Source organism: Streptomyces sp. NPDC107550, from assembly GCF_055639095.1.
This window is the reverse complement of sequence record NZ_JBVKBC010000006.1, coordinates 12759-26059: the sequence shown is the minus strand read 5'-3', so window position 1 is coordinate 26059 and position 13301 is coordinate 12759. Positions and strand designations below refer to the sequence as shown.

General features: G+C 70.1%; 16 protein-coding genes. 13 read left to right on the top strand and 3 right to left on the bottom strand.

Features of this window, described 5'->3' with window-relative positions:
* Positions 1 to 54 precede the first annotated feature (54 nt).
* The 3 genes from ACZ7LY_RS10810 to ACZ7LY_RS10800 form a co-directional block, all read right to left on the bottom strand.
* Positions 55 to 1053 (bottom strand): COX15/CtaA family protein, encoded by a 999-nt coding sequence (locus tag ACZ7LY_RS10810; RefSeq protein ID WP_471624198.1) that lies wholly within the window; start codon positions 1051 to 1053, stop codon positions 55 to 57.
* A 112-nt stretch (positions 1054 to 1165) separates the two neighbouring features.
* Positions 1166 to 1933 carry an ABC transporter permease gene (locus ACZ7LY_RS10805; RefSeq protein WP_471624197.1) on the bottom strand — a complete coding sequence of 256 codons (768 nt, stop codon included), beginning with the start codon at positions 1931 to 1933 and terminating at the stop codon, positions 1166 to 1168.
* Positions 1930 to 2853, bottom strand: coding sequence for an ABC transporter ATP-binding protein (locus tag ACZ7LY_RS10800; RefSeq protein WP_471624196.1), 924 nt, complete (start codon positions 2851 to 2853; stop codon positions 1930 to 1932). Before ACZ7LY_RS10800 ends, ACZ7LY_RS10805 begins: the two co-directional genes overlap by 4 nt.
* 112 nt (positions 2854 to 2965) lie before the next feature.
* Between ACZ7LY_RS10800 and ACZ7LY_RS10795 the strand changes: the two genes are divergently transcribed.
* The 13 genes from ACZ7LY_RS10795 to dapD all read left to right on the top strand — a co-directional run bounded on the left by ACZ7LY_RS10795 (position 2966) and on the right by dapD (position 13234).
* Positions 2966 to 3745, top strand: coding sequence for a formate/nitrite transporter family protein (locus ACZ7LY_RS10795; protein WP_471624195.1), 780 nt, complete (start codon positions 2966 to 2968; stop codon positions 3743 to 3745).
* Positions 3746 to 3945: 200 nt separating this feature from the next.
* Entirely contained in the window at positions 3946 to 4716 is a 771-nt protein-coding gene (locus ACZ7LY_RS10790; RefSeq protein ID WP_471624194.1) for a helix-turn-helix transcriptional regulator, read from the top strand.
* On the top strand, positions 4713 to 6137 hold the full coding sequence (sufB, locus tag ACZ7LY_RS10785) for a Fe-S cluster assembly protein SufB (protein ID WP_471624193.1): 1425 nt from the start codon (positions 4713 to 4715) through the stop codon (positions 6135 to 6137). Before ACZ7LY_RS10790 ends, sufB begins: the two co-directional genes overlap by 4 nt.
* A gap of 58 nt (positions 6138 to 6195) precedes the next feature.
* Complete coding sequence (gene sufD, locus ACZ7LY_RS10780) at positions 6196 to 7377, top strand: Fe-S cluster assembly protein SufD (protein WP_471624192.1); 1182 nt, start codon at positions 6196 to 6198, stop codon at positions 7375 to 7377.
* The gene (locus ACZ7LY_RS10775; RefSeq protein ID WP_471624191.1) at positions 7377 to 7694 is read left to right on the top strand and encodes a bifunctional 3-phenylpropionate/cinnamic acid dioxygenase ferredoxin subunit; all 318 of its coding nucleotides are present in this window, start codon (positions 7377 to 7379) and stop codon (positions 7692 to 7694) included. The genes sufD and ACZ7LY_RS10775 overlap by 1 nt, the downstream gene beginning before the upstream one ends.
* A 7-nt stretch (positions 7695 to 7701) precedes the next feature.
* Positions 7702 to 8466: a Fe-S cluster assembly ATPase SufC gene (sufC, locus tag ACZ7LY_RS10770; RefSeq protein ID WP_471624190.1), complete on the top strand. Its 765-nt coding sequence runs from the start codon at positions 7702 to 7704 to the stop codon at positions 8464 to 8466.
* Positions 8463 to 9722: a cysteine desulfurase gene (locus ACZ7LY_RS10765; protein WP_471624189.1), complete on the top strand. Its 1260-nt coding sequence runs from the start codon at positions 8463 to 8465 to the stop codon at positions 9720 to 9722. Before sufC ends, ACZ7LY_RS10765 begins: the two co-directional genes overlap by 4 nt.
* Positions 9723 to 9750: 28 nt before the next feature.
* Complete coding sequence (sufU, locus tag ACZ7LY_RS10760; protein WP_471624188.1) at positions 9751 to 10233, top strand: Fe-S cluster assembly sulfur transfer protein SufU; 483 nt, start codon at positions 9751 to 9753, stop codon at positions 10231 to 10233.
* Positions 10230 to 10565 carry a metal-sulfur cluster assembly factor gene (locus tag ACZ7LY_RS10755; protein ID WP_471624187.1) on the top strand — a complete coding sequence of 112 codons (336 nt, stop codon included), beginning with the start codon at positions 10230 to 10232 and terminating at the stop codon, positions 10563 to 10565. Before sufU ends, ACZ7LY_RS10755 begins: the two co-directional genes overlap by 4 nt.
* A gap of 236 nt (positions 10566 to 10801) precedes the next feature.
* Positions 10802 to 11167, top strand: a complete 366-nt coding sequence (locus tag ACZ7LY_RS10750) for a VOC family protein (protein WP_471624186.1) — start codon at positions 10802 to 10804, stop codon at positions 11165 to 11167.
* Between the two features lie 62 nt (positions 11168 to 11229).
* Complete coding sequence (locus ACZ7LY_RS10745; protein WP_471624185.1) at positions 11230 to 11550, top strand: DMT family transporter; 321 nt, start codon at positions 11230 to 11232, stop codon at positions 11548 to 11550.
* Entirely contained in the window at positions 11550 to 12086 is a 537-nt protein-coding gene (locus ACZ7LY_RS10740) for a TetR/AcrR family transcriptional regulator (protein ID WP_471624184.1), read from the top strand. Before ACZ7LY_RS10745 ends, ACZ7LY_RS10740 begins: the two co-directional genes overlap by 1 nt.
* Positions 12087 to 12244: 158 nt before the next feature.
* Positions 12245 to 13234 carry a 2,3,4,5-tetrahydropyridine-2,6-dicarboxylate N-succinyltransferase gene (gene dapD / locus ACZ7LY_RS10735; protein WP_471624183.1) on the top strand — a complete coding sequence of 330 codons (990 nt, stop codon included), beginning with the start codon at positions 12245 to 12247 and terminating at the stop codon, positions 13232 to 13234.
* Positions 13235 to 13301: the final 67 nt, after the last annotated feature.

The window sequence follows — 13301 nt, the reverse complement described above, 5'->3', positions numbered from 1 at the left end:
AAGCGCTCACGCCCGCCGGGCCCGGGCCGGCCCGCGTGTCTCAGGCCCGCGTGCTCAGGCGGACGACGCGACCGGCTCCGCCGCAGGGCCCGGCACCGCGACGGCCGCGTCGGGGCGCTCGCGCAAGGCGAACAGCACGCGCATGACGCCGATCCACACCAGCGCCGAGCCCAGCATGTGCAGGCCGACGAGGAGTTCGGGAAGGTCCAGGAAGTACTGCACGTACCCGATGACACCCTGCGCGAGCAGGATCACGAACAGCTCGCGGGTGCGGTGCAGCGGGCCCTTGGGGGCGTCGACGGCCTTGAGGACGAACCACAGGGCGAACGTCAGCGTCACCACGACCCAGGCGAGGACCGCGTGCAGCTTGCTGACGGTCTCCCAGTCCAGGTGCATCCGGTCGACCTTGCTGGAGTCGCCCGCGTGCGGGCCCGCGCCGGTCACGACCGTGCCGACCGCGATGAGCAGCGCCGCCGCGGCCACCAGGAACCACACCAGCTGCTTGACGGCCGCGCCGACCAGCGGGCGCGGCTCGCCGTCGCCCTCGCGGGTGCGCTGCCACATCACCAGGGCCACCGTCAGCAGGGCCGTCGTCAGCACGAAGTGGGCGGCGACCGTGTAGGGGTTCAGGCCCACGAGGACGACGATGCCGCCGAGCACCGCGTTGCCCATGACGATCCAGAACTGCGCCCAGCCGAGCCGGGTGAGCGTGCGCCGCCACGGCTTCTGCGAGCGCGCCGCGATGATGGCCCAGCCGACGGCGGCGCACAGCACGTACGTGAGCATGCGGTTGCCGAACTCGATGGCGCCGTGGAAGCCCATCTCGCTGGTGGCGGTGAGCGACTGGTCGGTGCACTTGGGCCAGGTCGGGCAGCCGAGCCCGGACCCGGTGAGGCGCACGGCGCCGCCGGTGACGACGATGATCACCGTCATGATCACGGCGGACATGGCCGCGCGCTGGACGGTCCGCTGAGCGGGGGTCCAGCGAGCGGCGATGAAGGCGAGCGGGTTGCGTACCGCCTGGACGGCGTCGGCGCGGGTCACGTTTGGCACGGGCCCATCGTAGGACTCCGCTTGTGCACCGCTTCACGAGGGGGACGTAAGGGGGCTGACTGTGACGAGCGTTACGCCCTCGAACGCCCCGCCGGAGGCGGCTCCGCCGACCTCACTCCCAGCGGAAGAACCGCCCGGCGGCGGCCAGCCCCACGACCGCCCACACCGTGAGGACGCCGAGGTCGCCCCAGGGCATCGACGCGCCGTGCTGGAGCACGTCCCGCAGCCCGTCGGAGAGCGCCGAGATGGGCAGCAGGCCGAGCACCGACTGCGCGGCGCCGGGGAACTTGTCGAGCGGCACGATGACCCCGCCGCCCACCAGCAGCAGCAGGAAGACGAGATTGGCGGCGGCCAGCGTCGCCTCCGCCTTCAGGGTGCCCGCCATCAGCAGGCCGAGCCCGGAGAAGGCGGCGGTGCCGAGGACGAGCAGGAGCAGCACGGCGAGCGGGTTGCCGTGCGGGGACCAGCCGAGCGCGAACGCGATGACCGTCAGCAGGATCACCTGGAGCACCTCGGTGACCAGCACCGACAGGGTCTTCGCGGTCATCAGGCCCCAGCGTGGCAGCGGCGAGGCGGCGAGCCGCTTCAGCACGCCGTAGCGGCGCTCGAAGCCGGTGGCGATGGCCTGCCCGGTGAACGCCGTGGACATCACCGCGAGCGCCAGGATGCCGGGCGCGAGGAAGTCGACGGCCTTGCCGGTGCCGGTGTCGACGATGTCGACCGACGAGAACAGCACCAGGAGCAGCGTCGGGATGACGACCGTGAGGAGCAACTGCTCACCGTTGCGCAGCAGCATCTTGGTCTCCAGGACGGCCTGCGCGGCGATCATCCGGGGCAGCGGGGCCGCCCCCGGGTTCGGTGCGTACGTGCCGGCGCTCATCCGCGCAGCTCCTTGCCGGTCAGTTCGAGGAAGACGTCTTCGAGGGTGTGCCGCTCGACGGAGAGCTTGTCGGGCATCACCCCGTGCTGGGCGCACCAGGAGGTCACCGTGGCGAGGAGCTGCGGATCGACCTTCCCGGTGACGCGGTAGGAGCCGGGGCTGAGTTCGGCGGCGGCGCTGTCGGCGGGCAGCGCCTTGAGCAGTGACGCCACGTCGAGCCCGGGGCGGCCGGTGAAGCGCAGGGTGTTCTCGGCGCCGCCGCGGCACAACTGCTCGGGGGAGCCCTGGGCGATGACCTTGCCCGCGTCGACGATGGCCACGTCGTCGGAGAGTTCCTCGGCCTCGTCCATGTGGTGCGTCGTCAGGATGACCGAGACGCCGTCCGCCCGCAGGTCCCGTACGAGGTCCCAGGTGGCGCGGCGGGCCTGCGGGTCGAGGCCCGCGGTCGGCTCGTCCAGGAAGACCAGCTCGGGGCGGCCGACGACGGCCATGGCGAGCGCGAGGCGCTGCTGCTGGCCGCCGGACAGGCGCCGGTAGCTCGTGCGGCCGCACGAGCCGAGACCGAGCCGTTCGATGAGGGCGTCCACGTCGAGCGGGTGGGCGTGCAGCTTGGCGACGTGGCGCAGCATCTCGTCGGCGCGGGCGCCGGAGTAGACGCCGCCGGACTGGAGCATCACGCCGACGCGCGGGCGCAGCGCGGCGGCCTGCCGTACGGGGTCGAGGCCGAGGACGCGGACCGTGCCGGCGTCCGGCCTGCGGTAGCCCTCGCAGGTCTCGATCGTGGTGGTCTTGCCGGCGCCGTTGGGGCCGAGGACGGCCGTGATGCCGGGGTTCGCCGTGAGGTCGAGACCGTCGACCGCGGTCTTGGTTCCGTACCGCTTCACCAGGCCGGTGAGGTGGACGACGGGCTCGGTTCGCATGGTCGCCAAGTCTAGGAGCGGGCCACAGGTCCCACGGCGCCGGGTGCCAGGTCCCGCGTACTGGTGACCTTTTCCGGCCGGGCGGGGCCGCGGACGGGCCTAGCGTCGATCTGTGACCAGCATCGCGGAGAACGTAGAGGCAACATCGGCGCAGGCGGCCCACAAGGCGCACGATCTGCGGCACACTCCGCGCTACTTCGTCTCCGCCGTGCTCGCGGGCGCCTACATCGGCATCGGGGAGGTGCTGCTGCTGGTCGCGCTCTCGCCGTTCGTCGAGGCCGGGTCCGCGGCGACGAAACTGCTCGAAGGGCTGGTCTTCCCGATCGCGCTGACGATCGTGATGTTCGCCGGGGCGCAGCTGTTCACCAGCAACGTCATGGTCATGCTGATCGGCGCGCTGACCGGCCGCACCGGCGCCAAGGACCTCGCGGGCAGCTGGGGGCTCTCCCTCGTCGGCAACTTCGCCGGCGCCTATCTCTTCGGCGCCATGGTCCACGCGTCCGGCGTCACCGACACGCCGTCCGCCCGCGCGATGCTCGCCGAGATGGTGCACGGCAAGCAGGCCCTGGACGGCGGGCAGCTGTTCTGGCGGGCGGTGCTGTGCAATCTGCTGGTCTGCCTCGGGATCTGGATGTTCTACCGGGCCAAGGGTGACGGCGCGAAGATCTTCGTGCTGTGGATCCCGGTGCTGGTCTTCGTGGCCGTCGGCTTCGAGCACTGCGTGGCGAACATGGCGCTGTTCTCGCTCGCCATGCTCGACGACATGGCGAGTCTCGGGGACCTGTTGCGCAATCTGGCCTACACCGTGCCGGGGAACATCGTCGGGGGCGGACTGCTGGTCGCGGGCTCGTACTGGTTCATGGGGCGCCCGGAGCGCGAGGAGGACCTCTGAGCCGGATCTCAGCCGGTTCCGCGCCGGTATGCCCGCTGACCTGCGACGCGGCCGCTCCCGGCCGCCCTTCTGATCGATCAAAGATCGTTCCCGCAGGTCAGACGGCCCTTGGAGTTAGGTTCGCCTAAGTGACGCAGTGCACCCGGGGGTGATCACCGCCGCGCTTGTCAGGCTCTGAGGAATTACGCAACAATGGCGTTGTGAAAAACGTCGGCGAGGCTCAGGAGGCACCCACGGGCGCCCCGCAGGAGGAGCTTGCGACCGGAGAGCGCTCCACGCGCAACCGGGTCGCACGATCCATCCTGGACCACGGCCCGTCCACGGTCGCCGATCTGGCCACGCGCCTCGGACTCACCCAGGCGGCGGTCCGCCGCCACCTCGACGCGCTCGTCGCGGACGACGTCGTGGCCGCCCGCGAGCAGCGCGTCTACGGCGCGCGCACGCGCGGGCGCCCCGCGAAGGTGTTCGCGCTGACCGACTGCGGCCGGGACGCCTTCGACCAGTCCTACGACAAGCTGGCCGCCGAGGCGCTGCGCTGGATCCAGGAGCACGCCGGCGGCGACGAGGCGCTGGTCGCGTTCGCCCGCGCCCGCATCGCCGCGCAGGCCGCCCCCTACCGGGCCGCGATCGAGGCCGCAGGCCCCGAGGAGCGCGCCCAGGCACTCGCCAAGGCGCTCAGCGCCGACGGGTACGCTGCTACGGCGCGCAGCGCGCCCCTCCCGCACCAGGGTGAGCAGCTCTGCCAGCACCACTGTCCGGTCGCCCATGTGGCGGAGCAGTTCCCACAGCTCTGCGAGGCGGAGACGGAGATGTTCTCCCGACTGCTCGGCACCCATGTGCAGCGACTGGCCACCATCGCCCACGGCGACGGCGTCTGCACGACGTTCATTCCCAAGAACGCACCCAAGAGCGCCACCGAGAACCACACCGCACACGCATCTGCAAGCACGGCCGGGAGGAACCCCGCATGACTCTCCCCATCGAGGAGACTGCCCATCCTGAGCTCGAGGGCCTGGGCAAGTACGAATACGGCTGGGCGGACTCCGACGAGGCCGGCGCCTCTGCCAAGCGCGGCATCAACGAAGACGTCGTCAAGGACATCTCCGCCAAGAAGTCCGAGCCGGAGTGGATGACCAAGCTCCGCCTCAAGGGCCTCAAGCTGTTCGACAAGAAGCCCATGCCGAACTGGGGCTCGGACCTGTCGGGCATCGACTTCGACAACATCAAGTACTTCGTGCGCTCCACGGAGAAGCAGGCGGAGTCCTGGGAGGACCTGCCCGAGGACATCAAGAACACGTACGACAAGCTCGGCATCCCCGAGGCGGAGAAGCAGCGCCTCGTCGCCGGTGTCGCGGCCCAGTACGAGTCCGAGGTCGTCTACCACCAGATCCGCGAGGACCTGGAGGAGCAGGGCGTCATCTTCCTCGACACCGACACCGCCCTCAAGGAGCACCCGGAGCTCTTCAAGGAGTACTTCGGCACGGTCATCCCGGCCGGCGACAACAAGTTCGCCGCGCTGAACACGGCCGTGTGGTCCGGCGGCTCCTTCATCTACGTGCCGAAGGGCGTGCACGTCGAGATCCCGCTCCAGGCCTACTTCCGTATCAACACGGAGAACATGGGCCAGTTCGAGCGGACGCTGATCATCGTCGACGAGGACGCCTACGTCCACTACGTCGAGGGCTGCACCGCGCCGATCTACAAGTCGGACTCGCTGCACTCCGCCGTCGTCGAGATCATCGTGAAGAAGGGCGCCCGCTGCCGCTACACGACGATCCAGAACTGGTCGAACAACGTCTACAACCTCGTCACCAAGCGTGCCGTGGCCTACGAGGGCGCGACCATGGAGTGGGTCGACGGCAACATCGGCTCCAAGGTCACCATGAAGTACCCGGCCGTCTACCTGATGGGCGAGCACGCCAAGGGCGAGACGCTGTCGATCGCCTTCGCGGGCGAGGGCCAGCACCAGGACGCCGGCGCGAAGATGGTCCACATGGCGCCGAACACGTCGTCGAACATCGTCTCGAAGTCCGTCGCGCGCGGCGGCGGCCGCACCTCCTACCGCGGCCTCATCGAGATCGGCGAGGGCGCCCCCGGCTCCAAGTCGAACGTGCTGTGCGACGCGCTCCTCGTCGACACCATCTCGCGCTCCGACACGTACCCGTACGTGGACGTCCGCGAGGACGACGTGTCCATGGGCCACGAGGCGACCGTCTCCAAGGTCTCCGAGGACCAGCTCTTCTACCTCATGAGCCGCGGCCTGTCCGAGGACGAGGCCATGGCGATGATCGTGCGCGGCTTCGTCGAGCCGATCGCCAAGGAGCTCCCCATGGAGTACGCGCTCGAACTCAACCGGCTGATCGAGCTGCAGATGGAAGGCGCGGTCGGCTAGTACCGACCGCCCTGACCGTCACGCCCCTCACGTAACGAAAGCGAGCACTACGACAGCCATGGCTGAGGCTCAGAATCTCTCTGCGGGCTCCACGACCGCGGGCTCCATCGCGGTCGCCGCCGAGTCGACCGTCGCCACCCGGATGAGCGCGCCCCCCTCCTACGACGTGCAGGACTTCCCCGTCCCGCACGGCCGCGAGGAGGAGTGGCGGTTCACGCCGCTGGAGCGGCTGCGCGGCCTGCACGACGGCACCGCCGTCGCCGGCGGCACCGGCGTCAAGGTCGACGTGGACGCCCCCGCCGGCGTCACCGTCGAGACCGTGGACCGCGACGACGCGCGCGTCGGCAAGGCCGGCAAGCCCGTCGACCGTGTCGCCGCCCAGGCGTTCTCCGCGTTCGAGCAGGCGTCCGTCGTCTCGGTGCCCAAGGACACGGTCCTGACCGAGCCGATCCGCATCTCCGTGCACGGGGAGGGCGGCACCCGCTTCGGCCACCAGGTCATCGAGCTGGGCGCCTTCGCCGAGGCCGTCGTCGTCATCGACCACACCGGTGACGCCGTGCTCGCCGCCAACGTCGAGTACCTGATCGGCGACGGCGCGAAGCTGACCGTCGTGTCCGTGCAGGACTGGGACGACAAGGCCGTCCACGTCGCCCAGCACGACGCGCTCCTCGGCCGCGACGCCTCCTTCAAGTCCGTCGTCGTCACCTTCGGCGGCGACGTCGTACGCCTGCACCCGCGCGTGCGGTACGCGGCCAGTGGCGGCGAGGCCGAGCTGTTCGGCCTCTACTTCACCGACGCGGGCCAGCACCAGGAGCACCGCCTCCTGGTCGACCACAACGCCCCGCACTGCAAGTCCAACGTCGTCTACAAGGGCGCGCTCCAGGGCGACGACGCGCACGCCGTGTGGATCGGCGACGTCCTCATCGAGGCCGCCGCCGAGGGCACGGACACGTACGAGATGAACCGCAACCTCGTCCTCACCGACGGCGCCCGCGTCGACTCCGTGCCCAACCTGGAGATCGAGACCGGCGAGATCGTCGGCGCCGGCCACGCCTCGGCGACCGGCCGCTTCGACGACGAGCAGCTGTTCTACCTGATGGCCCGCGGCATCCCGCAGACCGAGGCCCGCCGCCTCGTCGTCCGCGGCTTCTTCGCCGAGCTGGTCCAGCAGATCGGCGTGCCGGACATCGAGGAGCGCCTCCTCGACCGCATCGAGACCGAGCTGGAGGCCTCCGTCTGATGGCCTTCGTACGCGCCTGCGGCCTGAGCGAGCTGGAGGAGGACACCCCGAAGCGGGTGGAACTCGACGGCACGCCGGTCTCGGTCGTCCGCACCGAGGGCGAGGTGTTCGCGATCAACGACATCTGCTCGCACGCGAACGTCTCCCTCTCCGAGGGCGAGGTCGAGGACTGCCAGATCGAGTGCTGGCTCCACGGCTCCGCGTTCGACCTCCGCACCGGCAAGCCGTCCGGCCTTCCCGCGACGCGCCCCGTCCCCGTATACCCCGTACAGATCGAAGGGGACGACGTGCTCGTCTCCCTCACCCAGGAGTCCTGAGGCACCCATGGCAACGCTTGAAATCCGAGACCTGCACGTCACCGTCGAGGCCGACAACGCCACGAAGGAGATCCTCAAGGGTGTCGACCTGACCGTGAAGCAGGGCGAGACGCACGCCATCATGGGCCCCAACGGCTCCGGCAAGTCGACGCTCGCCTACTCCCTCGCGGGTCACCCCAAGTACACGATCACCGGCGGCACCGTCACCCTCGACGGCGAGGACGTCCTGGAGATGTCCGTCGACGAGCGCGCCCGCGCCGGCCTCTTCCTCGCCATGCAGTACCCGGTCGAGGTCCCCGGTGTCTCCGTCTCCAACTTCCTGCGCACCTCGGCCACCGCCGTGCGCGGCGAGGCCCCCAAGCTGCGCACCTGGGTCAAGGAGGTCAAGGAGGCCATGGAGAAGCTCTCCATGGACCCCTCCTTCGCCGAGCGCAACGTCAACGAGGGCTTCTCCGGCGGTGAGAAGAAGCGCCACGAGATCCTCCAGCTCGAACTGCTCAAGCCGAAGGTCGCCATCCTCGACGAGACCGACTCCGGCCTCGACGTCGACGCCCTGCGCATCGTCTCCGAGGGCGTCAACCGCGTCCGCGAGGGCGGCGAGGTCGGCACGCTGCTGATCACGCACTACACGCGCATCCTGCGCTACATCAAGCCCGACTTCGTGCACGTCTTCGCCGGCGGCAAGATCGTCGAGTCGGGCGGCGCCGAGCTGGCCGACCAGTTGGAGGCCGAGGGCTACGACAAGTACGTGAAGGGTGGCGTATCTGCGTGACGCATCAGCTGCCGGGCCTCCTCGACACCGAGGCGATCCGCAAGGACTTCCCGATCCTCGACCGGGTGCTCCATGACGGCAAGAAGCTCGTGTACCTGGACAACGCGGCGACCTCCCAGACGCCCCGCCAGGTCCTCGACGTCCTGAACGAGTACTACGAGCAGCACAACGCCAACGTCCACCGCGGCGTGCACGTGCTGGCCGAGGAGGCCACGGCGCTGTACGAGGGCGCGCGCGACAAGGTCGCCGCGTTCATCAACGCGCCGAGCCGCGACGAGGTGATCTTCACGAAGAACGCCTCGGAGTCGCTCAACCTCGTCGCCAACATGCTCGGCTGGGCCGACGAGCCGTACAAGGTCGATCACGAGACCGAGATCGTCATCACGGAGATGGAGCACCACTCCAACATCGTTCCGTGGCAGCTGCTCTCGCAGCGCACCGGCGCGAAGCTGAAGTGGTTCGGCCTCACCGACGACGGCCGCCTCGACCTGAGCAACATCGACGAGGTCATCACGGAGAAGACGAAGATCGTCTCCTTCGTGCTCGTGTCGAACATCCTGGGCACCCACAACCCGGTCGAGGCCATCGTGCGCCGCGCCCAGGAGGTCGGCGCCCTGGTCCTGATCGACGCCTCGCAGGCCGCCCCGCACATGCCGCTGGACGTGCAGGCGCTGCAGGCCGACTTCGTCGCCTTCACCGGCCACAAGATGTGCGGTCCGACCGGCATCGGCGTGCTGTGGGGCCGGCAGGAACTCCTGGAGGACCTGCCCCCGTTCCTCGGCGGCGGCGAGATGATCGAGACCGTGTCGATGCACTCCTCGACGTACGCCCCGGCGCCGCACAAGTTCGAGGCGGGCACCCCGCCCATCTCGCAGGCCATCGGCCTCGGCGCGGCGATCGACTACCTGAACGCGCTCGGCATGGAGAACATCCACCGGCACGAGCAGGTGCTCACCGAGTACGCCGTGAAGAAGCTCCAGGAAGTCCCGGACCTGCGCATCATCGGCCCGGCGACGGCCGAGGACCGGGGCGCGGCGATCTCCTTCACGCTCGGCGACATCCACCCGCACGACGTGGGCCAGGTCCTCGACGAGCAGGGCATCGCCGTACGCGTCGGCCACCACTGCGCACGGCCGGTGTGCCTGCGCTACGGAATTCCCGCGACCACGCGAGCGTCGTTCTATCTGTACTCCACCCCCGGCGAGATCGACGCGCTGGCCGAGGGCCTGGAGCACGTACGGAACTTCTTCGGGTAGCCGGGCAGCCGGGCAGGACGGGACGCTGATGAAGCTGGATTCGATGTACCAGGAAGTCATCCTGGACCACTACAAGCACCCGCACGGGCGCGGTCTGCGCGACGGCGACGCCGAGGTGCACCACGTCAACCCGACGTGCGGTGACGAGATCACGCTGCGGGTGAAGTACGACGGCGAGAAGATCGAGGACGTGAGCTACGAGGGCCAGGGCTGTTCCATCAGCCAGGCCTCCGCCTCCGTGCTCAACGACCTTCTCGTGGGCAAGGAGCTGTCCCAGGCGCGCAAGATCCAGGAGACCTTCCTGGAGCTGATGCAGTCCAAGGGGCAGATCGAGCCGGACGACGCGATGGAGGACCTGCTGGAGGACGCCGTCGCGTTCGCCGGGGTCTCCAAGTACCCGGCCCGAGTCAAGTGCGCGCTGCTGAGCTGGATGGCGTGGAAAGACGCGACGGCTCAGGCGCTGCATACATCAGATGCTCCGCCTCGGGCGGAGGAGGCGGAGACCGCATGACCGAGAACGCTGTTGAGATGAAGCCTGCCTCCGAGGAGGAGGTCCGCGAGGCCCTGTACGACGTCGTCGACCCCGAGCTGGGCATCGACGTCGTCAACCTGGGCCTGATCTACGGCATCCACATCGACGACGCCAACATCGCCACGATCGACATGACGCTGACGTCCGCGGCCTGCCCGCTGACCGACGTCATCGAGGACCAGGCGAAGTCCGCGACCGACGGCATCGTCAACGAGCTGCGGATCAACTGGGTCTGGATGCCGCCGTGGGGCCCGGACAAGATCACGGGCGAGGGCCGCGAGCAGCTGCGCGCGCTCGGCTTCAACGTCTGACATCGCTTTTCCGCGTCCGGCACCGCCGCGCCGTACGTCAACGGCCTCGCCCTTCAGGGGGCGGGGCCGTTCCGCGTGCGCGGGGCGATTCGTGTGTGCGGGGGCGTTCCGCGTTTCGCGTGCGCGGGGCGTTTCGTTCCGGCGGGTGCGGGCTGTCTCGCGTGGCCCTGGCCCTGGCCCTGGCCAGGGCGGGGAAACGGGCTGCGGGCGGACGGGCCCGCGCCCACACTGGTGCCATGCCGTCTTCCTGGTACACGACCGTCGTCAACGCGCGCGATGTCCGCGCCCTGTCCGCCTTCTGGTGCGAGGTCCTCGACTGGCAGGTGATCTACGAGGACGAGCAGGAGGTCACCATCGGGCGCGACGCCCAGACGCTGCCCGGCCTGTGCTTCGTGCCCGTCCCCGAGGAGAAGTCCGGCCTGAACCGGCTGCACATCGACCTCAGCCCCGACGACCGCGACGCCGAGGTCGAGCGGATCATCGCGCTCGGCGCCCGCCGCGTCGACGTGGGCCAGGGCCCCGACGTGACCTGGGTCGTCCTCGCGGACCCCGAGGGCAACGAGTTCTGTGTCCTGCGCCCGAAGAAGACGCTCCTCGACTGACGGCCTGTGCGGGGGCGGCGCGCTGTGTACGGGCGTACGCATCGATAGGTACACTCGTACACATGGGATATGTGCTGCTGGCGGGAGCCATCGCCGCCGAGGTGGCCGCCACCACCGCCATGAAGTACAGCGAGGGGTTCAGCCGCCTCGGCCCCTCCCTCGTGACGCTCCTCGGCTACGTCGTGGCGTTCGCGCTGCTCGCCCAGACCCTCAAGACCGTGCAGATGGGCACCGCGTACGCGATCTGGGCGGGCGCCGGCACGGCCGTCATCGCGGCGATCGGCGCGCTGTTCCTCGGCGAGGGCCTGAGCGCCGCCAAGCTCGCCGGGATCGTGCTGGTCATCGGCGGGGTCGTCCTGCTCAACATGGGCGGCGCGCACTGATGGGACGCCGGTACGACCCCGAGCGCCGCCAGCGGCTCATCGACGCCGCGATCCGTGTCGTCGGCGCCAAGGGCCTCGCGGGCCTCAGCCACCGCAGCGCCGCCGCCGAGGCCGATGTGCCGCTCGGTTCGACCACGTACCACTTCAAGACGCTGGACGAGCTGATGGTCGCCGCGCTGCGCCAGGCCAACGAGGGGTTCGCCAAGGTCGTCGCCGCGCGCGGCGCCTTCCAGGACCCCGGCGCCGACCTCGCGGGCGAACTCGCGGGGCTGCTCGGGGAGTGGCTCGCCGGGGAGCGCGTCGGGGTGGAACTGGAGTACGAGCTGTATCTCGCGGCGCTGCGCAGGCCGGCGTTGCGGCCGGTCGCCGCCGAGTGGTGCCAGGAACTGGCCGAGGCCCTTGCCGCCCGCACGGACCCCGTCACCGCGCGGGCCCTCGTCGCCCTCATGGACGGCATCTCCCTCCAGGTCCTGCTGACGGACGGCGCCTACGACGAGCCCTACACCCGCGAAATGCTGAGCCGCCTCATCCCGTAGCACCACGCGTGCGTAGGGGGACGTGCGGCGTCATGGCGGGGGGGCACTGGGGACGTTCCGCGCTGATCAGGGTGTACGGGTGGGGGTGGCGACCGGTGATTGAGACGGCGCCCCCGCCGGTTCGCCTCGGCGGGGGCGGGCCGATTAAGTTGGCCCCCATGACCGACACGACTGCTACGCGCACCACCGGCGCCGTCGCCGCGGGCCTCGCCACCGTCACGGCCGACGGCACCGTCCTCGACACCTGGTTCCCCGCCCCCGAACTCGTCGACGAGCCCGGCCCCGCCGGCTCCGAGCGGCTCACCGCCGAGCAGGCCGTCGCGCAGCTCGGCGAGGGCGCCGCGAAGGCGATCGGGCCCGACGCCCGGCGCGGTGTCGAGGTCGTGGCCGTGCGCACGGTCATCTCCTCGCTCGACGACAAGCCGCTCGACGCGCACGACGTCTACCTGCGCCTGCACCTGCTCTCGCACCGCCTGGTCAAGCCGCACGGCCAGAACCTGGACGGCATGTTCGGCTTCCTCGCCAACGTCGCCTGGACCTCCCTCGGCCCTGTCGCCGTGGACGACGTCGAGAAGGTCCGCCTCAACGCGCGCGCGGAGGGCCTGCACCTCCAGGTGACGTCCATCGACAAGTTCCCGCGCATGACGGACTACGTCGCCCCCAAGGGCGTGCGTATCGCCGACGCCGACCGCGTCCGCCTCGGCGCGCACCTCGCCGAGGGCACCACGGTCATGCACGAGGGCTTCGTCAACTTCAATGCGGGCACGCTCGGCACGTCGATGGTCGAGGGCCGTATCTCCGCGGGCGTCGTCGTCGGCGACGGCTCGGACATCGGCGGCGGCGCCTCCACCATGGGCACGCTCTCCGGCGGCGGCAACGTCATCATCTCCATCGGCGAGCGCTGCCTGATCGGCGCGGAGGCCGGCGTCGGCATCGCGCTGGGCGACGAGTGCGTCGTCGAGGCGGGCCTGTACGTCACGGCCGGCACCCGCGTCACCATGCCCGACGGCGAGATCGTCAAGGCCCGCGACCTCTCCGGCGCCTCGAACATCCTCTTCCGCCGCAACTCGGTCACCGGCACGGTCGAGGCCCGCCCGAACAACGCGGTCTGGGGCGGCCTGAATGAGGTCCTCCACACCCACAACTGACCGACAGCCCGCGAGCGCCCTCCCTTGCCTCTGGCGGCGGGGGAGGGCGCTCACGCGTGTCCCGGGC

Coding starts and splice junctions, on each gene's coding strand:
- ACZ7LY_RS10805 (WP_471624197.1), bottom strand. CDS start 1,933: ATGAGCGCCGGCACGTACGCACCGAACCCGGGGGCGGCCCCGCTGCCC.
- ACZ7LY_RS10800 (WP_471624196.1), bottom strand. CDS start 2,853: ATGCGAACCGAGCCCGTCGTCCACCTCACCGGCCTGGTGAAGCGGTAC.
- sufB (WP_471624193.1), top strand. CDS start 4,713: ATGACTCTCCCCATCGAGGAGACTGCCCATCCTGAGCTCGAGGGCCTG.
- sufD (WP_471624192.1), top strand. CDS start 6,196: ATGGCTGAGGCTCAGAATCTCTCTGCGGGCTCCACGACCGCGGGCTCC.
- ACZ7LY_RS10775 (WP_471624191.1), top strand. CDS start 7,377: ATGGCCTTCGTACGCGCCTGCGGCCTGAGCGAGCTGGAGGAGGACACC.
- sufC (WP_471624190.1), top strand. CDS start 7,702: ATGGCAACGCTTGAAATCCGAGACCTGCACGTCACCGTCGAGGCCGAC.
- sufU (WP_471624188.1), top strand. CDS start 9,751: ATGAAGCTGGATTCGATGTACCAGGAAGTCATCCTGGACCACTACAAG.
- ACZ7LY_RS10755 (WP_471624187.1), top strand. CDS start 10,230: ATGACCGAGAACGCTGTTGAGATGAAGCCTGCCTCCGAGGAGGAGGTC.
- ACZ7LY_RS10750 (WP_471624186.1), top strand. CDS start 10,802: ATGCCGTCTTCCTGGTACACGACCGTCGTCAACGCGCGCGATGTCCGC.
- ACZ7LY_RS10745 (WP_471624185.1), top strand. CDS start 11,230: ATGGGATATGTGCTGCTGGCGGGAGCCATCGCCGCCGAGGTGGCCGCC.
- ACZ7LY_RS10740 (WP_471624184.1), top strand. CDS start 11,550: ATGGGACGCCGGTACGACCCCGAGCGCCGCCAGCGGCTCATCGACGCC.
- dapD (WP_471624183.1), top strand. CDS start 12,245: ATGACCGACACGACTGCTACGCGCACCACCGGCGCCGTCGCCGCGGGC.